Origin of the sequence: Lentzea albida, assembly GCF_900111005.1 — a bacterium.
In the GTDB taxonomy this organism is placed as follows: Bacteria; Actinomycetota; Actinomycetes; order Mycobacteriales; family Pseudonocardiaceae; genus Lentzea; species Lentzea albida.
Map to the genome: position 1 here is coordinate 73,987 of NZ_FOFV01000004.1, position 21,942 is coordinate 95,928.

Below are 21,942 nucleotides of genomic sequence, written 5' to 3' on the forward strand. Positions count from 1 at the left end.
TGCCACCATGAAGCTCACGCCCAAGGTGATCCTCGAAGGAACACGGCTGACCGGCAAGACGGACCTGGCCTTCGCGTTGAACGAACACCCCCGGCTGGTCGGTCACCGCCGGTACCGCTACCACTCGCCGTTGATCTCGGCGGAGTGGAGCGGCTTCAGCAACGAGCCGTGGGGGCGCGGGCTGATCGACTTCTCCCCCGAGGAGACCGAACTCGCGATGGAGACCTACGAGACGTGGGTGCGGATGTTCGAACTCCAGCGCTACTACTCGTGGATCGTCGACCGCTTCCACCTGTCCACGCTGGCCCATCAGGCGCGGCAGGGGCGCGAGTTCGACTTCGACTGGCTGGAGGAACGGCTCAAGCCGCTCAACTTCGCGATCGTGCTGTGCACCCGTCCCGAGGACACGTTCGAGGAGGCCCGGGAGGAACGGCTCAAGATCAGCGCGAACCCCAAGCAGTACGTGTCGCTGGAGCCGTTCATCGAGGAACAGCAGCAACTCCGCGCGCTGGCGGCGAAGTCGGTGCTGCCCGTCTTCGAGTTCGACGTGACGCGGCACGGGCCCGACGACGTGGCCGCGTGGCTGGACGAGCGAGGCCTGCTGACGCTCTAGTCGTCCGCTTTCTCGTGCACCACCTTCATGAACGCCCCGAGCTGCGCGAGCTCGCCCGGCGTGAAGAGGTCCACGAGGTACTCGCGCACCGTCCCGACGTGACCGGGCGCGGTGGTGCGGAGCAGGTCCTTGCCCACCTCGGTCAGCACGGCGAGGATGCCGCGCTCGTCGGACTCGTGCGGTTCGCGCCGCACGAGTCCCGACTTCTCCAGCTTGCCGATCTGGTAGGTCAGCGAGCTCTTCGACACCACGACCCTGCGCGCCAGCTCGGTCATGCGCATGCGGTTGCCCGGCTGTTCGGACAGCACGACCAGCACGTTGTACTGCGCGTGCGAGAGGCCCGCATCGCGCTGCAACTGCTGTTCGATCTGCCTCTCGAGGAGGTGGTACGCCTGGACGAAGTGGTGCCAGGCGTTCCCCTCCTCCTCCGAGAGCCACCGCGCGTTCTCCATGGAGCGCAGGTTAGTTGGTGCCCTCCGACTTCCCTGCCCGTTCACCCTGCTTGCCCAGCACCGAGTTGCGCCGGCTGTAGACGAAGTAGACGACCACGCCGAGCGCCATCCAGATGAGGAACCGGACCCAGGTGAGAGCGGTCAGGTTCAGCATCAGCCACAGGCAGGCGAGGATCGCGAGGATCGGCACCAGCGGCACGAGCGGCACGCGGAAGCCGCGCGACAGGTCGGGCCGGGTCCTGCGGAGCACCATCACGCCCGCCGAGACGAGGATGAACGCGAACAGCGTGCCGACGTTCACCATCTCTTCGAGCTTGCCCGCCGGGAAGAAGCCCGCGGCGATCGCCACCAGCACACCGATGATGATCGTGATGCGGGTCGGCGTGCCGTGGCTGCCGGTCTTCGCGAGACCGCGCGGCAGCAGTCCGTCGCGCGACATCGCGAAGAGGACGCGGCTCTGGCCGAGCATCAGCACCATGACGACGGTGGTGAGACCGGCGAGCGCGCCGACCGAGATCACCGTCGCCGCCCAGTCGACCCCGTTCTGCGCGAACGCGCTGGCGAGCGTCGCCCGCGTACCGTCCGGCTGGGTCGCGAGCTCCTTGTACGGCACCATGCCGGTGATCACGAGCGTCACGGCGACGTAGAGCACGGTGACGATCGCGAGCGAGCCCAGGATGCCGCGCGGCACGGCCTTCTGCGGGTTCTTGGTCTCCTCCGCCGTGGTCGCCACGACGTCGAAGCCGATGAACGCGAAGAAGACGATGCTGGCCGCGGCCAGCATGCCGAGCACGCCGTAGGTGCTGCCCGAGTAGCCGGTGATCAGCGAGAACAGCGACTGCTCGATGCCGGTGTGCGCGGCCGGCCCGGACTCGGCGGCCGGCGGGATGAACGGCGAGTAGTTCTCGGCCTTGATGTAGCTGATGCCGAGCACGATCACGAGCAGCACCACCGCGACCTTGATGGCCGTGATGACCGCGCTGACCCGCGAGCTGAGCTTCGTGCCGATGACCAGCAACACCGTCAGCACCGCGACCAGGAGCACGGCGCCCCAGTCGAACTTGATGCCGTCACCGACCTCGGTCTTCACGTCGAGGCCGAAGAGCCCCAGCGTCGTCTGCAGGTAGGCCGACCAGCCCTTGGCGACCGCGGCCGAACCGACCGCGAACTCCAGCACCAGGTCCCACCCGATGATCCACGCGGCGAACTCGCCGAACGTCGCGTAGGAGAAGGTGTACGCGCTGCCCGCGACCGGCACCGTCGAGGCGAACTCGGCGTAGCACAACGCGGCCAGCGCGCAGGCGATCGCCGCCAGCACGAACGACAGCGAGACCGACGGCCCCGCGATGTTGCCCGCGGTGCTCGCGGTGAGCGTGAAGATGCCGGCACCGATGACGACCGCGACACCGAAGACCGTGAGGTCCCAGGCCGTCAGGTCCTTGCGGAGCTTGGTGCCCGGCTCGTCCGTGTCCGCGATCGACTGCTCGATCGACTTCGTGCGCCACAACCCGTTCCCCGGCACGGTGCATACCTCCTTGATGGATCCCCGATCGGCCCACCCTAGAGGTATCCACCAGGTGAGATGCCGATAGCCGTTCACCACGGGTTTGTCCGGTGTTCTGTCCGGCGGGCGGGGAAGCCGCCTGAGGGGAGGGCGAGCCGGCGCGACCGGTTCGGCGAGCTGCGGAGCCCTTCTCGCGAACGAAGCCGCCCCGGGCGGTGGGCCCGGGGCGGCTTCGCAGTCAGTTCAGGATCAGGAGCTGGCGACCGTGGACCGGTCCAGGTCCGGCTCCAGGTAGATCAGCCGGGCCTGCGGCACCTTGCTCCGCACCCGCTGCTCGGCGTCGTTGATCGCCTGCGCCACCTCGTCGAGCGGCAGCCGCGGCTCCAGGGCGATCTTCGCGGCCACGAGCAGCTCGTCCGGGCCGATGTACTGGGTCTTGATGTGGATGACGCGCTGCACCTTGCCGGCGGCGAGCTCGTCGCAGATCACGTCGAGGTCCTTGTCGGACGCGCCCTCACCGATCAGCAGCGACTTCATCTCGATGATCAGGATGATCGCGATGACACCGAGCAGCACACCGATGGCGATCGTGCCGAGCGCGTCGAAGACCGGGTTGCCGGTGACCGTCGCGAGGCCGACACCGATCAGCGCGAGGATCAGACCGATCAGCGCGCCCGCGTCCTCCAGCAGCACGACCGGCAGTTCCGGCGTGCGGGAGTTGCGGATGAACTGCCACCAGGTCGCGTCGCCCTTGATGAGCTTCGACTCCCTGATGGCCGTCATGAAGCTGTAGGTCTCGAGACCGATCGCGACGACGAGGATGCCGACCGCGACGATCGGGCTGGAGAGCGCCTCGGGGTGCTGCAGCTTGTGGATGCCCTCGTACAGCGCGAAGACCGAGCCGAGGGTGAAGAGCATCAGGGCGACCACGAACGACCAGAAGTACCGGTCGCGGCCGAAGCCGAACGGGTGCAGCCTCGTGGCCTTGCGCTGGGCCGTCTTCTGGCCGAGCAGCAGCAGGCCCTGGTTCGACGTGTCGGCGACCGAGTGCACCGACTCGGCGAGCATCGACGACGAGCCGGTGATCAAGAATCCGATGAACTTGGCCACCGCGATACCGGCGTTCGCCACCAATGCCGCGACGATCGCCTTGGTCCCGCCCCCTGCTGACACGCCTGTCTCCTCGCAACCAGTCCGGTTTGTCCGGGCGAACCTTAGTCGGTTCCCGCCGTGGCGCGGAAAAGTTCGGCGGAATCGACACCATCCGGTCGGATGACCACCGCCGGGTCCGACGCCGGCAGCCACACGGACTCGCCGCGTGCCAGCCGCAACTCCTCGCCACGGGCGTTCGTGAGTACCACGGCACCGGCCGTGCAAATCATGATCTGCGGGCCTTCGTGGTCGACCCGCGTCTCGCCGGTCAGGTCCAACCTGGACAGTTCGAACTCCGGCGCGGGCGTGCGGTAGACGCGGACGCCCGGCTGGACCTCCTCGCCCAGCAGCACTTCCATGTCACCGCAGGTGAAGTCGAGCACACGCAGCAGCTCGGGCACGTCGACGTGCTTGGGCGTGAGGCCGCAGCGCAGGACGTTGTCCGAGTTGGCCAGGATCTCGATGCCCGTGCCGCGCAGGTACGCGTGCAGGTTGCCGGCGGGCAGGTGGATAGCCTCGCCGGGCTGCAGCACGATGCGGTTGAGCAGCAACGCCGCCAGCACGCCCGCGTCACCGGGGTAGGACTCGCCCAGTTCCAGGATCGTGCGGCACTCCAGGTCGAACTCGCCGTGCTCCTTCACGTGCAGCACGCACGCGTCGAGGACCTGCGGGAGCAGCACCGACAACGACGTCTGCGGCAGCGTGATCAGCATCGTGAACAACGCGCGCAGGCCCGACGAGTCCGGCTGCGCGACCAGCATCTCGGTGTACGGCGCCAGCGCGGGCGCGTCCAGCGAGCGCAGCAGCGCGACCGTCCGCGCCGGGTCGCGGAAGCCCGCCAGCGCGTGGAACTCGGTGAGGGCGCAGACCAGTTCCGGCTTGGCGGCCGGGTCCTTGTAGTTGCGGATCGGGGAGTCGAGCGGCACGAGGCGCTTCTCCTCGGCCGCGAAGCCCTCGGCCGCCTGCGCGGCGGACGGGTGCGCCTGCAGGCTCAGCGCCTCCTCGGCGGCGAGCACCTTGATCAGGAACGGGAGCCTGCTGCCCCACCGCTGCGCCACGCGCTGACCGAGCTGGCCGTCCGGGTTCTCGGTCAGCAGGTCGAGCAGCGAGCGTTCGACGCCGTCCGCGCCGACGACGCGGGACGGGTCGCCGGGGTGGGCGCCCATCCACAGCTCGGCCTCGGGATGGGGTGCGGGCACCTCCTTCCCGAGCAGCTCGGCGATGGCCGTGCGTGAACCCCACGCGTACGGCCTTACCGCGTTGTGCAGCAGGTCCACTTCTGAGTCAGCTCCCCAATCAGTACGGGTTGCCGCCGAGAGTTCCGGCGGCGAGCCCGAGGTACAGCGCGGCCAGTTCGAAGCGCAGCGCGAGGAGCGCGGCGCTGACCGCGTCGCCTCCCGCCACCTCGACGGCCGGCTCCAGCACGTCTGCTCCCGGCAGCGAGTCCTCGGCGGCGTGCCTCATGGCGTCGGCCGCCGGGCCCTGGCGCACGGCCAGCAGCAGCACGCGCACGAGTCCGCTGCCCGGCTCGTCGTCCGGGTCCGCGAAGAGGTCCGCGCCCGAGGTCCCCTGAACGGCGCGGCGGTGCAGCACCGATCGGGTCACCGCCTGCGGGTAGCCGGCGACGTCGGAGGCGACGCCCGCGAACGTCGCCAGCACGCCCGCGCCGTGCTCGCCGACCGCGGTGGCGACCTCGTCGAGGCCCCACAGCAGCGGCGTGCGGTCGGCGACGCGCAGGGCGAGCGACTTCGCCGGGTTCACGAACGACTCGTGCACCGGGTGGTCGCGCTCGGCCTCGCGGTCGAGCTCGTCCGCGATCAGTTCCACGTCGGTCTTGAGCAGCCCGAGCGAGTGCAGCACCAGCAGCCACGCGGCGAGCGCGCGCGGGAAGCTGAAGCCCGGCGGCACGTCGACGCGCGGCGGCAGCAGCACGGCCCGGCCGGCGGCGGCCGCGGCGATCGGACCGGAGTCCGGCGCCGTCAGCAACACGCGCGCGCCCCGGCGGACCGCCCTGTCGATCGACTCGGCGAGCACCCGGTCGCCGGGGTCCTCGGTGTGCGCGAGCACCACGTCGAGGGCACCGACCCACGGCGGGACCTCGTCGACCGCGACCACCGGAACCGAGCAACCGGAACCGAGCAACGCCATGACGACGCCCGCGACCGCGACCGCGTGGCCGGGCCGCGTGATGAGCACCACCGCGCGCGGGCGTTCGGAGAAGATCCGTTCCACCCCCGCCTCGGCCGCGGCCTCGGCGGTGGAGCGGACCTGCGCCCCCGCACGGGCGGCGGCGCGCAGCCAGCCACCCGTGTCGGCGTCGGCGAGGCGGCTCGAGTCGTCGAGCAGCGTGTCGTCGAGCACCTACGTCACCCGGCCGCCGGCGGCTCGACCGCCTCGTCCAGCAGCAGCACCGGGATGCCGTCGCGCACCGGGAACGACCGACCGCACGAGGTGCACGTGAGGAAGTCCGCCTCCGGATCGGTGGGCGTCCCGACCTGCAGCGGCGCGTGCTCGGGGCACGGGCAGGCGAGGATCTCCAGCAACTGCTCTTCGAGCTTGACGGCCACGGTGTTCTCTCCTCAGGCCCGCACGATCGCGAGGACCTCGTCGCTGAGCGCGGCGACGGCCTCGGGGGTGGCGGCTTCGACGTTCAGGCGCAGCAGCGGCTCGGTGTTCGAGGCCCGCAGGTTGAACCACGACCCGTCCGCCAGCTGCACGGTGAGACCGTCCAGCTCGTCGATCGTGACGCCGTCCTTGGAGCCGTACGCGTCCTTGATGGCGGCGATCCGGCCGGCCTGGTCCTGCACGGTGGAGTTGATCTCACCGGAGGCGGCGTAGCGGTTGTAGACCGACGTCAGCGCGGACAGCGGGCCGTCCTGCTCACCGAGCGCGGCCAGCACGTGCAGCGCGGCCAGCATGCCGGTGTCGGCGCGCCAGAAGTCGCGGAAGTAGTAGTGCGCGGAGTGCTCACCACCGAAGATGGCGCCGGTCTTGGCCATCTCCTCCTTGATGAACGAGTGGCCGACGCGCGTGCGCACGGGCTTGCCGCCGTGCTCGGTGACGATCTCCGGCACCGCGTGCGACGTGATCAGGTTGTGGATGATCGTGCCGCCGGGGTCCTTCGCGAGCTCGCGCACGGCCACCAGCGCGGTGATCGCGGACGGGCTGACCGGGTCGCCGTTCTCGTCCACGACGAAGCAGCGGTCCGCGTCGCCGTCGAACGCGACACCGGCGTCCGCGCCCTCGGCCTTGGTGCGGGCTTGGAGGTCGACGATGTTCTTCGGGTCGAGCGGGTTCGCCTCGTGGTTCGGGAAGCTGCCGTCGAGCTCGAAGTACATGGGAACCACCTCGATGGGCAGGCCCTCGAAGACCTGCGGCACCGTGTAGCCGCCCATGCCGTTGCCCGCGTCCACGACGATCTTGAGCGGGCGGATGCTCTTCAGGTCGACCAGCTCGTTGAGGTAGGCCGCGTAGTCGACGAGCATGTTGCGCTCCTCGAACGTGCCCTTCTCGACGCCCTCGGCGTCCGGCACCTGGTTCTCGGCGTCCTGGCGGATCTGCGCGAGACCCGTGTCCTGGCCCACCGGCGAGGCGCCCGCACGGCACATCTTGATGCCGTTGTACTGCGCCGGGTTGTGGCTCGCGGTGAACATGGCACCGGGCAGGTCGAGCTTGCCGGACGCGAAGTAGAGCATGTCCGTGCTGGCCAGGCCGATGCTGATGACGTTCACGCCCTGCGCCTGCGCACCCTCGGCGAACGCGCGCGAGAGCTCCGGCGAGGAGTCGCGCATGTCGTGCCCGATGACGATGGCGGGCCCACCGACCAGGCGCGCGAAGGCGGCGCCGAAGTCGCGGACCAAGCCGGCGTCCAACTGTTCGCCGACCACCCCGCGGATGTCGTACGCCTTGACGATGCCGGACAGGTCACGCACGCCGCACACTCCCAGGGAACTCGCTCTTGACGGCCACTGGTCGAGCAGCCTACCGGCGAGAAGATTAGTGGTGCGTGTGGTCGGTTCAGTCCTCGTGGGGATCCGGCAGGACCCGCAGGTGCCCACGCCTGTGAGAGCCCGCAGGCACGTCGGGCAGCTTCGGGCTGACATCAGCCCGCCCGGCCTCCCGCACGGCCTCGGCCAGCGCCGTCAGGTCGTCCACAGTCGGCTCGGGCGCCGCGAACTCACCCTGGTGCCTCACGACCTCCCAGCCACGAGGCGCCGTGAGCCGCAACGCGTGCTCCTCGCACAGGTCGTAACTGTGCGGTTCGGAGTACGTGGCAAGCGGCCCGACGACCGCGGTGGAGTCCGCATAGGCGTAGGTGAGCGTGGCGACAGCCGGGTTAGCACACCCGGTTCGCGAGCACCGTCTCACGCTCCGCACGATCCGGGACGATAGCGCGTCCACGGGAGGCTGTGTGTGAGGCACGCTGTGTTTAGTCCTCCGGAGGAGCAACTAGGCTGCTCGGTTGTGGTGATGGCACGGGGTTCACAACGGCAGAATTCGCCGCGTCGGCGCAACCGCGACCGGCACGGCCGGGGCCTGCGCGGCCCCCTGTACCCCGCCACCCTCCCCGCGGCCCGGTCCCGCGCGGAACGCTTCGACGCCCTGGTCATCGAGGCCCTGGAGCCCATCGAGGCCCGCTGGCGCACCGAACTCACGCAGCTCGACGTGGCCGTCGACGACGTGCCCGAAGTGCAGGTCGAAGGCGAGGACGGCGTCGTGGAGGACGGCAACGTCCCCCTGGCCCGCCTGCTGCCCACGGGCTCCGACAACCGTGCCCGGATCGTTCTCTACCGCCGGCCGCTGGAGGCCCGCGCGAAGGACGGGGCCGACCTGGCCGACCTCGTGCACGACGTCCTGGTCGAGCAGGTGGCGAACTACCTCGGGCTCGACCCGGACGTGGTGGACGAGGGCTGAGACGCCTCTCACACCTGCCGCCTGCGGGTGGGCACCGCGGTCAGCAGCGTGAACAGCAGCGCCGCCGCCTGCCCCAGCAACAGGAAGTCCCGCAGGGTGCTCGACATCGACACCCGGACCTCCGCCCCACCGGACGGCAGCGGCACCCCGACCAGGTGCCCCCAGGCCCGCACCACGGGCACCTGGACGCCGTCCACGAAGACCTGCCACCCCGGCTCGTCCTCGGCGGCCAGCACCAGCACCCGCCCCTCCCCGCCGGGCGACACCTTCACCGCCACGTCGGGCAGCGTCACGTTCACGGGCGCCACCCCGTCGGCCGACACCGAGTCCGGCGGCTCCCCGCCGGTCCGCGCCCGCCGCGCCAGGTCGGGCGCCAGCAGGACCCCGGTGTCCGCGGTCAGCCGCACCCGCAGCACGGGCCGTCCGTCCGAAGCCCGAGGCGCCTCCGACACCAACTCCCCGGCGGCCTCGCGGACCTTCGCGGCGGCGGAGTCCGACGGCAGCACCACGAACGAAACTCCCGACGAAGCCGCCTGAGCCAACGCCATCTTCACCGCTGGAGGGGCCCCCTCCAGCAAGGAGGAGTTCCACCGACGCAACCGGGCGGGCGACGACGCGGTGGGCACGAGGTCGTCGTCACCGAAGGCGGGCATCCGGCCGGCGACCTGCCGGGCGGGCGACCCGAGGATCAGCACCGACCGGCCGGACCGCTCCAGTTCCGCCGTCAACGACGTGCTCAGCGCCGGCCCGCCGCCGGCCTTCAACGGTCCGGACCGCAGGTCCAGCAGCCCGGCCACCCCGAGGCTGACCAGCGTCACGACACCGACGACGTACACGGCCCGCCGCACCCGCGCCAGCCGGGCGATGCCTGGCGGGACCCCGCGCTGGCAACCGGCCAGCACCACGCACACGAGACCCCACGCCAGCACCACCAGCGGCGCACCGGGCCAGGCGCCGACGGCCGCCACGGCGGCAAGGGCCCCGATGGCCAGCACGATCACCAGCAGGCCGGGCAGCATCAGGACGTTCGGCCGCAGCACCGCGGCGGCGAAACCGGCGGCGACGAAGACCGAGCACACGATCAGGTTCGGCGGCGGCGACTCGAAGGCCGCGCCGAGGCCGTTCAACACCATCTCGGGGTGTTGCAGCAACACGGCGGGCCACGGCAGGAGGAGCGCCATCGGCAGAAGCACGATGGCGAACAGGGCGGCGATCCGGCGGGCGCCGCCCGTCACGGCGATGAAGCCCACGAGAGCGCCGACGATCACCACGAGGTGTGTCAACGGCGAGAAGGCGCCCAGCACGGCGACACCGATCGCGGTGCCGGAGGCCATGGGCAACCAGGCGTGCGTGGACGACGCGCGCAAGACCGCGTACACGCCGGCGAAGACCACGGGCGTGACGATGTGCACGACGACGACGTCGAGACGGCCTTCGGACACGGCCGTTGTCGCGACCGGCAGCAGGCCGTAGAAGGCGGCGACCACCGCGCGCACGGAACGGCGTACGCGCAGGCCTCGTGACGCGATGTACGCCGACAACGCGGCGAGGGGGATGTCGCCGAGCAACAGCAGCGCCACGGCGAACGACGGACCGCCGGGGACCAGGCCCAGCACGGCCAGGGCGGCGGGCGCAGGAGCCGCGGTGCCGCCGAGGACCGGGTGCCACGACGACAGGTACGTCGACCAGACCGACCCCGCCGAGCCGACCGGGAGCAGGCGGCCGCCCGCCAGGTCGAGGCCGAGGCGGGACCAGTTCGCGACCAGCGCGACGACGGACAGGCCGAGCACGAGCAGGACCGGCGGCGACAGCAACAACGAGCGGAGCACCCGCGACTGGTCGACCTCGACGAACACCACACCCGGAGCGGCGCGCGGTCCCGGCGACGGCCGGGGTCGCGGTGACGGGCGCAGGGCCCCGGGCAGGGCGGCGTCCACGGAGACGACGACGGGTGGGCGGCGCAGACCGGCGACGCGGGGGCGCCCGCGCGAGGCACCGGCCGGCAGCGCGGACGGGCCGACGGGCCTCGGGTCCACTTCGGACGGTTCGAGCCACGTCGAGCCCGCATCGGTTGCGGGCAAACGACCCAGCGCGGCGTCGGCTTCGACGCGGCGGCGGATCAGGAACGTCGCTCCGGCGCGGACCGCGTTGCGCAGCCGGGTGAGTCTGCTGGTGAAGAGCCCGCGGACGACGGCGGAGCCCCGGCGGGCGCGGCGTCCTTCGAGCAGACGGCCTCTCGTGAGGAGGTAGCGGGCCGCGCCGACCTCGGCGTGTGCGTCCGCGAAACGCCGGAGGAGCAGGAAGCCCAGGGCCCGCAGCAGCGACAGCACCAGCAGCCGCGGAAGTCCGATCAGGAACGAGGAACCTGAACAATTGACCAAGAAAGTGCGCATGCCGTGCGCGCGGTCGACGCCCCGAAATGACGGGCCCGGCCGCGCCATGGCCGCGTCCAAACGGCGTGCGCCTTTAGTTGCGGCGCGTGCATGTCGCATGCGTGCGACCGGTACGCACAGGACCAAATGACCTGAGCGATTAGCGCGCCAGCCGAAGTCGAGATCGTCGCGCAACAGCGGCATCGCTTCGTCGTAGCCGCCGAGGCAGTGCCAAACCTCACGTTTGATCAACGATCCCGCGGACGAGACGGCGAGAACCTCGGTGCTCTGCTGAAACGATGCGGAATGTTCCGCGGAGGACAGACCCGTCTGTCGATGTCCTGAAGAATCCGTCGAGAGACCTGCCTCGACGACCAGACGAGAATCCACCCAATCGAGGCACAGCGGGCCGAGCACCGCGGCCGACGGGGACACCTCGGCGGCGGTCAGCAACGCGGCCAGGCAGTCGGGTTCCGGGGCGCTGTCGTCGTGCAGCAGCCACAGCCACCTGCCGGGATCACCCCACCGTTCGACGGCGTGCTCGACGGCGATGCGCACGGCGGTGCCGAAGCCGGTGCCCCGCGGCGCGGTCAGCACCCCGTCCAGCAGATCTCCCGCCTCTGCCAGGACTTTCGCCGTCCCGTCCGTCGATCCGGTGTCGACCGCGATCACGTGCCGTGGACGGATTCGCTGGCGCCGCAAGGCAGACAGCGCCGTGCTGAGCCACTGGTCGCCGTCGTGGCAGACCAGGACGCACAGCACCGGCGCCGTCCGGAGCCTCGGGTGAGGACTTGTCACGTCCTCAAGTTAAGGCAGAAAGATCACGCTTCTGACCGACTAGACGGCTCGCTTCTTCAACTTGCGGCGTTCTCTCTCCGAGAGACCGCCCCAGATGCCGAAGCGTTCGTCGTGCTGGAGTGCGTACTCCAGGCACTCCGAGCGCACCTCGCAGCCCAGGCAGATGCGCTTGGCCTCCCGCGTCGATCCACCCTTTTCGGGGAAGAACGCCTCGGGATCCGTCTGGGCGCAGAGCGCGCGCTCCTGCCAGTCCTGCTCGTCGGCAGGGTCGAACAGGTACGACAGCTCGCCCTGCACGACCGGCTGAGTGACGTGATCTTCTTCGAGCTCTTCGAATTCCTGCATTTCGTCCGCCTCCTCGCCTTCCGCTCTCCCCGGTTGGCGGACGCCAGTCGCCGTTCCCACAACGACGAATGACACCGATGTGATTACACCTGCGTCACAGCGGGCGGTCAAGCGGAGTCCACACGTCGGGGGATATTCGCGCGGATGGCCGCAAAAACCTTGACGGACCGCACGGACGGTGATTCACGTGCCGCAACCCGTCCTCGAACGGCCCACAGGGCCAGCCGACACGCCACACTGGAGGGGTGAAGCGATCAGCGGTTCGCCCCAGCCCACTGTTCCTCGGCCTGCTCGCGGCGACGGCCGCCGGAGCCGCCCTCACCCTGCTCGAGGGTGACGCCGCCATCATCACGGGCACCATCCTCTTCGTACTGGCCGGGTGGGCGGTGACGCTGTGCCTGCACGAGTTCGGGCACGCCGCCGTGGCGTACAAGGGCGGCGACTTCTCCGTGCGCGAGAAGGGTTATCTGACCCTTGACATCCGCCGTTACACCGACCCGGTGCTCAGCATCGTGCTGCCTCTCGTGCTGCTCGTCATGGGCGGGATCCCGCTTCCGGGTGGCGCCGTCTGGATCAACCACCACGCCCTGCGCTCGAAGAAAATCGAGTCGTTGGTCTCACTAGCCGGGCCGCTGTCGAACCTCGTGATCGGCGTCCTGCTCACGCTCGTCGTCGCGGTCTTCTCGCCGCCCGTCGCACTGGCCTCGGCGATTTCGTACCTTGCTTTGTTGCAGGTGCTGGCGTTCGTGCTCAACATCCTCCCGGTGCCCGGCCTCGACGGCTGGGGCGCGATCGAGCCATTCCTGCCCTACGAGGCCCAGCGCTTCGGCGCCAAGGCCCGGCCGTGGGCGCCGCTGGTGCTGTTCGCCGTCCTGATCGCCTTCAGCCAGGTCAGCCAGCTGTTCTTCTGGGCCTCGAACGCGGTGTTCGAGCTCATCGGCGGCGAGCCCGGCTACGCGTACGCGGGCATGTCGGCGTTCATGTTCTGGCGCTACCTGTAGGGGCGGATCGGCGCTGTGGAAGCATGGGCGGGCGTGAAGGTCGTAGCACTCGTCGGCGGGGTCGGCGGCGCCAGGTTCCTGCAGGGTCTCAAGGCACTCGGGGCGGATGTCACCGCGGTGGTCAACACCGGTGACGACGTCTGGATGCACGGGCTGCGCATCACGCCCGACCTCGACACCTGCATGTACACGCTGGGCGGTGGCATCGACACCGAACGCGGCTGGGGTCGCGAGGGCGAGTCGTGGACCGTCAAGGAGGAGCTCGCGGCGTACGGCGCCGAGCCGACGTGGTTCGGCCTGGGCGACCGGGACATCGCGACGCACCTCGTCCGCACCCGCATGCTGCGCGCCGGCTACCCGCTGTCCGCGGTGACGGAGGCGCTGTGCGACCGGTGGAAGCCGGGCGTGAAGCTGCTGCCGATGTCGGACGACAGGGTCGAGACGCACGTCGTCGTGGAGCTCGACGGTGAGACGAAGGCCATCCACTTCCAGGAGTGGTGGGTCAAGCACCGGGCCGGGCTGCCCGCGAAGTCGTTCGCGTACGTCGGCGCCGAGACCGCGACCGCCGGACCCGGCGTGCTGGACGCGATCGACCAGGCCGACGCGGTGGTCCTCGCGCCGTCCAACCCGGTCGTGAGCGTCGGCACGATCCTCAACGTGCCCGGCGTGCGCGACGCGTTGCGCAAGACCGAGGCGGGCGTCGTGGGCCTGTCGCCGATCATCGGCGGGAAACCGTTGCGGGGCATGGCCGACGCTTGTTTGGACGCGATCGGTGTCGAGACCTCGGCCGAGGCGGTCGGGCGGCTCTACGGCTCCCGCAAGTGCTCCGACGACGGCATCCTCGACGCGTGGCTCGTGCACACCGGCGACCGGGCGGACGTGCCCGGCGTCGCGGTGCGCGCCGTCCCGCTGCTGATGTCCGATGTGGACGCCACGGCGCAGATGGCCCGTGACGCGCTCGAACTGGCCGGAGTCGAAGTTGACTGACCACGCCGCGGCGGCGCTCGAGCTGCTGCCGGTTCCGGGACTGCCGGAGTTCCGCCCCGGAGACGACCTGGCCGGTGCGATCGCGCAGGCCGCGCCCTGGCTGCGCGACGGCGACGTGCTGGTCGTCACGTCCAAGGTGCTGTCCAAAGTAGAGGGACGACTGGTCCGCGTGCCGGCCGATCCCGAGGAGCGGGACAGGATCCGGCGCGAGCACGTCGCCGCGGAGTCGGTGCGGGTGCTCGCGCGCAAGATGCGCACGCTGATCACCGAGAACAAGCTCGGCATCGTGCAGGCGGCGTCCGGAGTGGACGCTTCGAACGTGGCGGGCGACGAGATCGCGCTGCTCCCGGTCGACCCGGACGGCTCCGCGGCCTCGCTGCGCGCCGCTCTCAAGAAGTCGCTGGGCGTCGAGGTCGCCGTGGTGGTCACCGACACGATGGGCCGCGCGTGGCGGGTCGGCCAGACCGACGCCGCGATCGGCGCGTCCGGCCTGCGCGTGCTGCACGACTACGCCGGCGCGGTCGACCAGCACGGCAACCAGCTCGCCGTGACGCTGGTCGCGGTCGCCGACGAGATCGCGGCGGCCGCCGACCTGGTGAAGGGCAAGCTCGGCGCGGTGCCGGTGGCCGTGCTGCGCGGGTTCGACGTGGTGGACGACGGTTCGTCGGCACGCGACCTGGTCCGGCCGACCGAGGAGGACCTGTTCAGCCTCGGCACGGAGGAAGCCCGCGCCCAGGGCCGTTCGGAAGCCGTGCTGCTGCGCAAGTCCGTGCGGTTCTACTCGGACGAGCCGGTCGACCTGGCCGTGGTGCGCCGGGCCGTCGGTGCGGCGCTGACCGCGCCCGCGCCGCACCACACGAAGCCGTTGCGGTTCGTGCTGGTGCGGGAGAAGCGTGCCGAGCTCCTGCGGGCCATGCGCGAGCAGTGGGAGAGCGACCTGCGCGCCGACGGGTTCACCCCCGAGCAGATCTCGAAGCGGGTGCGCCGCGGCGACCTGCTGGTGGAGTCACCGGAGATCGTCGTGCCGTTCCTCGTCCGCGACGGAGCGCACACCTACCCCGACGCCCGCCGCGCGGACGCCGAGAAGACGATGTTCACGGTCGCGGGCGGCGCCGCCGTGCAGGGCCTGCTGGTGGCACTGGCCGCCGAGGGCCTCGGCTCGTGCTGGGTGTCGTCGACGATCTTCTGCGCGGACGTGGTGCGTTCCGTGCTGGGTGTTCCCGCCGACTGGGAACCGCTGGGTGCCGTGGCGGTGGGCCACCCGGTCGAGCCGTTGACGCCGCGCGAACCTCTTGAAGGGCTGATCGAGCTGTGACACTGCACGCCGACGCCGTCTCGACGCTGAGCCGGTTCTCGGGCCAGGACGCGCTGAAGGAGGCCTACCTCGGCTTCCTGGCGGCCCGCGAGGACGCCTGTCAGCGTTCCTGCGAACCCGGCCACCTCACGGCCTCCGCACTGGTCCTCGACGCCACCGGGGAGCACGCGCTGCTGACGCTGCACCCGCGCGTGGGCCGGTGGCTCCAGCTCGGCGGCCACTGCGAGCCGGAGGACTCCTCGCTGGTCGCCGCCGCCCTGCGCGAGGCGACCGAGGAGTCGGGCATCCGCGGCCTGCGCATCGAGCCGACGCCGATCCACCTCGACGTGCACCCGATCACGTGCTCGCTCGGCAAGCCGACGCGGCACTTCGACGTGCGGTTCCTGGTGCGCGCGCCCGTCGGGGCGCAGCCGGTGCGGTCGGAGGAGTCCGTCGACCTGCAGTGGTGGCCGCTGGACTCGTTGCCGGACAACGTGGACGACCTGCACCCGTTGATCGACAGCGCGCTGGCCCGCCTGCGTTAGAACCTGCGGTAGTCGCGCGGCGAGAACCTCGGGGCTCGCCGCGGCCGCCGCAACCCCGCCGCTTCCAGGTACATGACGGCGCGGTGGCGTTGCGGCTGATACGGCTCCAGCAACTCCATCATCGCGTCGTCATCGCCCGGCGTGCCGGTCAACGCCCACGTGACGTTCTTCGCCACGTGGTAGTCGCCGACGCTCACGGCGTCCGGGTCGCCCCAGGCTCGTTGCGCGACCTCGGCGGACGTCCACACGCCGATGCCGGGCACCTTCTCCAGCAGCTCGCGGCTGCGCATCTCGGCGGCCTTCTCCAGCCGGTGCGCGACCTGCGCGGCGTTGATCAGCGTTCGTCTTCTCGCTCCGTCGAGCCCGCACTGGTGCCATTCCCAGTCCTGCAGGCCCAGCAACCGTTGCGGCGTCGGGGGAACCTTCAGCGGCTTCGGGCCGGGAGCGCTCTCACCGAACCGGCGGCCGAGCTCGCGCCACGTCCGGAAGGCCTCCACACCGGTGACCTTCTGCTCCAGGATCGAGGCGAACAGCAGGTCCCAGACGCGGTTCGTGGCACCGAGCCGCAGCCCGGGCCGTTGCCTGCGCGCCTCGGCGATCACGGGGTGGTGGGCGACGAACTCGTCCACCGTGTCGTCCGCGCCGAGCAGGGCGGGCAGGCCGTCGAGCAGCCACGGCCCGCCCTCACCCCACGCCTCGGCGAGCACCTCGCCGGTCGTCCTGGTGATGTGCACCGTGCCGGGACCGCACGGCGTGTTCGCCGCGAACCAGACGCCGTCCTCCGTGCTGAAGGACGGGTCGCCCGGTCCGCGGCGCAGCCTGCCGAGCACCGCGCCCAGGTCGAGTGGGAACGGTGGAGTCCAGGCTCTGCTAGTGGCGCGGCTCGAAACGTTGCCGAGCGAATTCGTGGTCAGACGGGCGCAGCGCGGTGCCGCCCCCGCGTCCTCGTACTGGTTGTACGGGGGCGTGGGGGCGGTGCCGCGCTGTGCCCTGCTGGGCGCGGATTCACCGTCCACGTTTTGAGTCACGCCACTAGGCATCCGTCGAGAAGCGCACGCCGGCCTCGGGCAGCACCACACCCGGCCAGACCCGCGCTCCCCCGATCAGCTCGCACCGCGCGCCGATCACCGCGGAGTCGCCGACCACGGCGTCCCTGAGAACCGCACCGGCCTGCACGAGCGCACCGGCACCCACGATCGAACGCTCCACCACGGCACCCTCACCAACAACGGCGCCGTCGAACAGAATCGCGCCATCGAGCACAGCACCTTCAGCGACCGTGCAGTTCGCACCGACCGTGCTGCCGCCCTTGACCGTGGCACCTTCGTGCACAGCAGAGCCTTCGAGCACCAAGTAGTCGCCAGGCTGTGCAACTGCGGCAGATGGAGCAACGCCGCGCACGAGGTCCGCGGACCCCTGCACGAACGCCTCCGGCTTGCCGAGGTCGAGCCAGTACGTGGCGTCCACGTGCCCCTGCAACCTCTTGCCCGCCTCGAGCAGCCCGGGGAACGTCTCGCGCTCCACCGACACCGGCCGCCCGGCGGGAATCGCGTCGATCACCTCACGCCGGAACACGTAACAACCGGCGTTGATCTGGTCCGTCGGCGGGTTCTCCGTCTTCTCCAGGAACGCCTGCACGCGCCCCTCCTCGTCCGTCGGCACGCAGCCGAACGCACGCGGGTCCGCCACCTTCACCAGGTGCAGCGTCACGTCCGCCTCGTGCTCGCGGTGCGTGTCGACGATCCCCGTCAGGTCGACGCCCGACAGGATGTCGCCGTTGAACACCATCACATCGCGTTCACGCAGCTTGTCGGCCACGTTGCGAATCGCGCCCGCCGTGTCCAGCGGCACCTCTTCCACCACGTACTCGAGCTCCAGCCCGAGCCGCGACCCGTCCCCGAAGTACTCCTCGAACACCTCGGCCTTGTAACTGGTCCCGAGCACCACGTGCGTGATGCCGGCCTCCTTGATCCGAGACAGCAGGTGCGTCAAAAATGGCACCCCCGCCGTCGGGAGCATGGGCTTGGGGGCGGACAGGGTCAGCGGGCGAAGGCGGGTGCCCTTGCCCCCGACCAGCACCACAGCTTCGACGCCGTGCACCTTTTTCCTCCTCCGCGTTACAGCGAGCCGTTCGACGGAATACTCTGACACGAAGCAGATCGTCATACGGGATCTGGTCCCGGCAAGGAGCTAAATCCGACATGGACCCCCGCGACCGGGCCGACGCCTTGCTCGCCCGCGCCCGCGCACGTGGGCGGAACATCGTGACGCCGGACAACATGACGTCCCCGATGGACGCCTCCGACACGCAGCAGATCCCTCGCGCGCTGGTCAACGCCGTGGACCCGCGCCGCGACCCGGACTCGACGATGATCCTGTCGCCCGCCCAGATGGGTCAGCAGCGACCGCACCAGGCGCCGGGCGCCCCCATGCCGACGCAGCCGCTGCCCGCGCAGCAGGCGCCGGCGGACGACGCGGAGATCACACAGGTCGTGCAGCCGGGCCTGATCCCGACGGTGTCGCACCACCAGCAGAAGCGGAACACGCTGTCGCAGCGGCTCAGCGGCGACATGTGAGTCGCGGCACGCGGGCGGGCGAAAGCCGGCCGCGAGCCATGATGCGCGTGCGAAGCCGAAGGCGAGCCGTCCTTGCCAAGAGGCCTGGGTGGGGTGGTTTCGTCACGAGTCGTGCCACAGCACTGATGTGGCACGAACTTGGTACGGCTCGTGGCGAAATCACCCCACGAACGCAACCGAACAACGCAACGCGCAGCCGCCGTGAGCAACAGACGTGCCATCAACCCGCGAGCGGCGCCGGCCTGGTTTTTGATCAGATCGGCGGGGTCTGGGGCGGAGCCCCAGCCACCCAGCGAACTCAGGACTTCCGGGTCACAGCCCACACCCGCAACGCCAACCCGGCCTTCAACACCGCCCGGAACGGCGCCCACAACACCCCGGTGTACCGATCAGCCAGGTACCGGTAAGCACTCCGGTGGTGCTCCCGAAGCATCCGATCCGAAGACCGAGCCGTCGAGTGCCCGCCGATGTGGACCACCTCGGCCTCGGGCACGTAGACGTTCAACCACCCGGCAGCCCCGACCCGCTCCCCGAGGTCGACGTCCTCGAAGTACATGAAGTACCGCTCGTCGAACCCCGAGACCGAGTCGAAGGCCTCGCGCCGCATCAGGAAGCACGACCCGGACAACCACCCGGCCGTCCGCTCCACCGGCTCGGTCTCCTGCCGGTACGCGCGGGTCCAGGGGTTCGACTTCCACACGGGGCCGAACACCGCGTGCCCGATCCCGCGCCCGATCGAGGGCAGCAGCCGGGCCGACGGGTAGACCTCACCGTTGGGCTCGCGGATCAGCGGGCCGAACATCCCGCCCCGCGGCCACCGCTCGGCGGCCGCGATCAACGCGTCGACGCTGCCGGGGGCGAACTCGATGTCCGGGTTGGAGATCAGGACCCAGCCGATGTCGGGTCCCAGTGCCGCGACGCCGCGGTTGGCGCCGCCGCCGTAGCCGAGGTTGCCGCCGGTGGGGACGAACGTCACGTTCTCCCGCGCGGCCGCGAGCTCCTCCGGAACGCCGTCGGTGGACCCGTTGTCGGCGAGGATCACCTGCACCGGACGGGAGGTGGCCTTCTCGAGGGTGTCCACAAAGGGAGCCAGCGTCTCGCCCGGCGAGTACGTGACCGTCACGACACCAAGTCCGTCGCCGTAGTTCACGCGCGCCACCCTAGCGCCGCCGCGCTCGGCCGACGGCGGCGCACCAGTCACCTGCGGCGGCGCACCAGTGCCGCTCGCTCGTAGGCCAGGCGGTGGCGGTCGGCGCTGACCGCCCACGAGAAGTCCTTGGCGCGCTGCTGACCCGAGGCGGCCAGGGCGGACCGGCGGGCCGGGTCGTCCAGGAGGTCCGCGATGGCCGCGGCGATGTCGCCGGCGCCCACGCCGCAGTACGCGACGGCCTCGCCGCCCACCTCCGGCAGTGAGAGGCGGCGGGTGGTGAGGACGCACGCGCCGCAGGCCATGGCTTCCAGCACGGGCAGGCCGAAGCCCTCGCCGAGCGACGGGTACGCGACCAGTTCGGCGCCGCCCAGGAAGCCCGCGAGCTGTTCGAACGGCAGGTAGCCCGCGCGGATCACGCGGATGCGGTGCGGCACGGAGTCGAGCGCCCGTTCGACCTGGCTGTCCCAGCCCGGCTGGCCCGCGAGGACCAGGGCGGGCGGGTCGGAGCGGCCCACCATCGCCTGGGCGAAGCCGCGGATCAGCGCCGGGACGTTCTTGCGCGGTTCCAGGGCTCCCAGGAACGCGACGTAGGGCGTGTCCCCCAGCGCCAGCGTGCGGCGGACGGCCAGGACCTCGTCCGGTGACGGCGGGTGGAAGCGTTCGGTGTCCACGCCGTGCTGGGCGATGTGCAGGACGCGGCGTTCGGCACCGGCCACGCGGACCAGTTCGTCGGCGGTGGCCTGGGACGGGACCACGCACAGGTCCGCTCGCCGCAGCGACGCCCTCGTCCAGGCGCGGAAGAAACGGGCCTTCACCGAGGAGTGCAGCACCGGGTCGGTGAAGAACGTGGCGTCGTGCAGCGTCACGACCGAAGCGGCCTTGCCCGCCAACGGAAGCGTGTAGTGCGGGGAGTGCACGACGTCGACGCCGAGCGTCCGGATCAGGCGGGGCAGCGTCGTCTGCTCCCAGGCCAGGCGGGCCGTCCTGGTGGCGACGGCGTCCGCGGCCCTGACCACGCGGGCGTTCGGGGCGATCTTGCTGAACAGCTCCTCGTCGCGCGGCTGGCAGACGACGGAGAGTCTGGATCCGTCGGCGTCGAGCGCGGCGACGAGCGAATCCACGTAACGGCCGACACCACCACGGTCTGCGGGGATCGCGGTGGCGTCGATCAGCACGCTGGGTTCGACATTGGCCACGATCAGCTAGCGTAATGTCATTTGCTTTTGCGTTTAGCGGGAATGCGCTAATCCGGCTGTACAGCGTGGGCGCCCCAGACACCCTGCGCTGTCTTTGCCCAGGTGAACTCACTCGCCCGTGTGATACCGGCCTCGACGGTGTGATGAGGATCGGCTATGACGGCCCTCAGTCCTTCCGTCAACGACGCCAGGTCGCCGCGCCGCACCACGGTCCCGGCGCCGCCCGCCACCTCGATCAGCGCCGGGTCGTCGGAGTGCACGACGGGGACGCCCGCGGCCATCGCCTCCAGCACCGGCAGCCCGAAACCCTCGGCCAGACTGGGTGCTGCCAGCACGGACGCCCCCGCCAGCACCGAGGCGAGCCGCGCGTCCGAGACCCTGCCGAGCAACGTCACGTGCGGCGCGCGCAGGTCGACGCCGCCCCAGCCCTGCGGACCGACCACGACCAGCGGCACCTCCAGCCGTTCCGTCGCCCGCACCAGCAGGTCGAAACCCTTGCGCGGCTCCACGGTCCCGATGGCGAGCACGTACGAAGGGGGCAGATCGGTTGCGGGCGAACCGACCAGTCGCGTGACTCCGTTCGGCACGACGTGGATCGGAATTTCCACGTGCACACAATTTGCCAATTGAGATGCCACGGCCTGTGTGGGGACCACCAGAGCGCGTGCTTCCCGGGCCGCCCTGGCGATCACCTTGCGGTGCCAGGCGACGCCGCGCGGGGTCAGCGTCTCCGGGTGCGTCCACGGCACCACGTCGTGCACGGTGACGACCGCGCCGGGCAACGGCGCGAGCGGCGTCGGGGCGTGCACGTGCCGGCCGAGCCTCGGCGGGAGACCGCGCTCCCACAACGCCACCAGCGCCCGGCGCGGCAGCCTGATCACGCGGTCGGCGTTCGCCGTCGCCGCCGTCACGACGGACCAGCCGTCCGGCGCGTTCTCCCTCAACGCGCGCAACAGCTCCGCCGTGTAGCGGCCGGTGCCGCCGGGGATCGGGGCGTTGAGTTGCTCGGTCAGCACTACCAGCTCGGGCACGTCGCGTACCGT

22 protein-coding genes are annotated in these 21,942 nt (G+C 70.7%); 7 read left to right on the plus strand and 15 right to left on the minus strand.

Features of this window, described 5'->3' with window-relative positions; translation table 11 throughout:
• Positions 1 to 7 precede the first annotated feature (7 nt).
• The gene (locus BMY74_RS12255; protein WP_089914571.1) at positions 8 to 613 is read left to right on the plus strand and encodes a hypothetical protein; all 606 of its coding nucleotides are present in this window, start codon (positions 8 to 10) and stop codon (positions 611 to 613) included.
• Here BMY74_RS12255 and BMY74_RS12260 read toward each other — a convergent pair.
• The 8 genes from BMY74_RS12260 to BMY74_RS12295 form a co-directional block, all read right to left on the minus strand.
• On the minus strand, positions 610 to 1,065 hold the full coding sequence (locus tag BMY74_RS12260; protein WP_089914574.1) for a MarR family winged helix-turn-helix transcriptional regulator: 456 nt from the start codon (positions 1,063 to 1,065) through the stop codon (positions 610 to 612). The two genes, BMY74_RS12255 and BMY74_RS12260, sit on opposite strands and share 4 nt — an antisense overlap.
• A gap of 10 nt (positions 1,066 to 1,075) precedes the next feature.
• A complete protein-coding gene (locus BMY74_RS12265; protein ID WP_089914579.1) occupies positions 1,076 to 2,587 on the minus strand; it encodes an amino acid permease in 1,512 nt (503 codons plus the stop codon).
• 231 nt (positions 2,588 to 2,818) lie between these two features.
• Positions 2,819 to 3,742, minus strand: coding sequence for a cation diffusion facilitator family transporter (locus tag BMY74_RS12270; RefSeq protein ID WP_089914582.1), 924 nt, complete (start codon positions 3,740 to 3,742; stop codon positions 2,819 to 2,821).
• 41 nt (positions 3,743 to 3,783) lie between these two features.
• Positions 3,784 to 4,998, minus strand: coding sequence for a mannose-6-phosphate isomerase, class I (manA, locus tag BMY74_RS12275; protein ID WP_089914585.1), 1,215 nt, complete (start codon positions 4,996 to 4,998; stop codon positions 3,784 to 3,786).
• A 19-nt stretch (positions 4,999 to 5,017) separates the two neighbouring features.
• Positions 5,018 to 6,082 carry an SIS domain-containing protein gene (locus BMY74_RS12280; protein WP_089914588.1) on the minus strand — a complete coding sequence of 355 codons (1,065 nt, stop codon included), beginning with the start codon at positions 6,080 to 6,082 and terminating at the stop codon, positions 5,018 to 5,020.
• 5 nt (positions 6,083 to 6,087) lie between these two features.
• Positions 6,088 to 6,288: a Trm112 family protein gene (locus tag BMY74_RS12285; RefSeq protein ID WP_089914592.1), complete on the minus strand. Its 201-nt coding sequence runs from the start codon at positions 6,286 to 6,288 to the stop codon at positions 6,088 to 6,090.
• Between the two features lie 12 nt (positions 6,289 to 6,300).
• Positions 6,301 to 7,653 (minus strand): phosphomannomutase/phosphoglucomutase, encoded by a 1,353-nt coding sequence (locus BMY74_RS12290; protein ID WP_089915654.1) that lies wholly within the window; start codon positions 7,651 to 7,653, stop codon positions 6,301 to 6,303.
• A gap of 85 nt (positions 7,654 to 7,738) precedes the next feature.
• Positions 7,739 to 8,098, minus strand: coding sequence for a DUF3499 domain-containing protein (locus BMY74_RS12295; protein ID WP_189154299.1), 360 nt, complete (start codon positions 8,096 to 8,098; stop codon positions 7,739 to 7,741).
• Between the two features lie 93 nt (positions 8,099 to 8,191).
• Here BMY74_RS12295 and BMY74_RS12300 point away from each other — a divergent pair, with 93 nt between their 5' ends.
• A complete protein-coding gene (locus BMY74_RS12300) occupies positions 8,192 to 8,635 on the plus strand; it encodes a metallopeptidase family protein (protein WP_089915657.1) in 444 nt (147 codons plus the stop codon).
• An 8-nt stretch (positions 8,636 to 8,643) separates the two neighbouring features.
• On the opposite strand, the gene BMY74_RS12305 is transcribed toward BMY74_RS12300, so the two are convergent.
• Both BMY74_RS12305 and BMY74_RS12310 read right to left on the minus strand, forming a co-directional pair.
• Positions 8,644 to 11,805 carry a glycosyltransferase family 2 protein gene (locus BMY74_RS12305; RefSeq protein ID WP_089914595.1) on the minus strand — a complete coding sequence of 1,054 codons (3,162 nt, stop codon included), beginning with the start codon at positions 11,803 to 11,805 and terminating at the stop codon, positions 8,644 to 8,646.
• A gap of 39 nt (positions 11,806 to 11,844) precedes the next feature.
• Entirely contained in the window at positions 11,845 to 12,150 is a 306-nt protein-coding gene (locus BMY74_RS12310) for a WhiB family transcriptional regulator (protein ID WP_051784712.1), read from the minus strand.
• A 245-nt stretch (positions 12,151 to 12,395) separates the two neighbouring features.
• On the opposite strand from BMY74_RS12310, the gene BMY74_RS12315 reads away from it, so the two are divergent.
• Genes BMY74_RS12315 through BMY74_RS12330 form a run of 4 tightly spaced genes read left to right on the plus strand, consistent with a single transcriptional unit; the run spans position 12,396 to position 15,977 of the window.
• On the plus strand, positions 12,396 to 13,151 hold the full coding sequence (locus tag BMY74_RS12315; RefSeq protein WP_089914601.1) for a site-2 protease family protein: 756 nt from the start codon (positions 12,396 to 12,398) through the stop codon (positions 13,149 to 13,151).
• A 33-nt stretch (positions 13,152 to 13,184) separates the two neighbouring features.
• On the plus strand, positions 13,185 to 14,138 hold the full coding sequence (gene cofD / locus BMY74_RS12320; protein ID WP_089914604.1) for a 2-phospho-L-lactate transferase: 954 nt from the start codon (positions 13,185 to 13,187) through the stop codon (positions 14,136 to 14,138).
• Positions 14,131 to 15,453, plus strand: a complete 1,323-nt coding sequence (locus BMY74_RS12325) for a coenzyme F420-0:L-glutamate ligase (RefSeq protein WP_089915660.1) — start codon at positions 14,131 to 14,133, stop codon at positions 15,451 to 15,453. The genes cofD and BMY74_RS12325 overlap by 8 nt, the downstream gene beginning before the upstream one ends.
• Positions 15,450 to 15,977, plus strand: coding sequence for an NUDIX hydrolase (locus BMY74_RS12330; RefSeq protein WP_089914606.1), 528 nt, complete (start codon positions 15,450 to 15,452; stop codon positions 15,975 to 15,977). Before BMY74_RS12325 ends, BMY74_RS12330 begins: the two co-directional genes overlap by 4 nt.
• Here the strand turns inward: BMY74_RS12330 and BMY74_RS12335 are convergent.
• Positions 15,974 to 16,891: a DNA-3-methyladenine glycosylase family protein gene (locus tag BMY74_RS12335; RefSeq protein ID WP_089915663.1), complete on the minus strand. Its 918-nt coding sequence runs from the start codon at positions 16,889 to 16,891 to the stop codon at positions 15,974 to 15,976. The two genes, BMY74_RS12330 and BMY74_RS12335, sit on opposite strands and share 4 nt — an antisense overlap.
• 118 nt (positions 16,892 to 17,009) lie before the next feature.
• Positions 17,010 to 18,077 (minus strand): mannose-1-phosphate guanylyltransferase, encoded by a 1,068-nt coding sequence (manB, locus tag BMY74_RS12340; RefSeq protein WP_245786068.1) that lies wholly within the window; start codon positions 18,075 to 18,077, stop codon positions 17,010 to 17,012.
• Between the two features lie 101 nt (positions 18,078 to 18,178).
• On the opposite strand from manB, the gene BMY74_RS12345 reads away from it, so the two are divergent.
• Positions 18,179 to 18,553, plus strand: a complete 375-nt coding sequence (locus BMY74_RS12345; RefSeq protein WP_089914612.1) for a hypothetical protein — start codon at positions 18,179 to 18,181, stop codon at positions 18,551 to 18,553.
• A gap of 298 nt (positions 18,554 to 18,851) precedes the next feature.
• Here BMY74_RS12345 and BMY74_RS12350 read toward each other — a convergent pair whose 3' ends face one another.
• The 3 genes from BMY74_RS12350 to BMY74_RS12360 form a co-directional block, all read right to left on the minus strand.
• The gene (locus tag BMY74_RS12350) at positions 18,852 to 19,703 is read right to left on the minus strand and encodes a glycosyltransferase family 2 protein (protein WP_177229714.1); all 852 of its coding nucleotides are present in this window, start codon (positions 19,701 to 19,703) and stop codon (positions 18,852 to 18,854) included.
• 47 nt (positions 19,704 to 19,750) lie between these two features.
• Positions 19,751 to 20,878, minus strand: coding sequence for a glycosyltransferase family 4 protein (locus BMY74_RS12355; RefSeq protein ID WP_089914618.1), 1,128 nt, complete (start codon positions 20,876 to 20,878; stop codon positions 19,751 to 19,753).
• A gap of 68 nt (positions 20,879 to 20,946) precedes the next feature.
• Positions 20,947 to 21,930 (minus strand): glycosyltransferase family 4 protein, encoded by a 984-nt coding sequence (locus tag BMY74_RS12360; protein WP_089914621.1) that lies wholly within the window; start codon positions 21,928 to 21,930, stop codon positions 20,947 to 20,949.
• Positions 21,931 to 21,942: the final 12 nt, after the last annotated feature.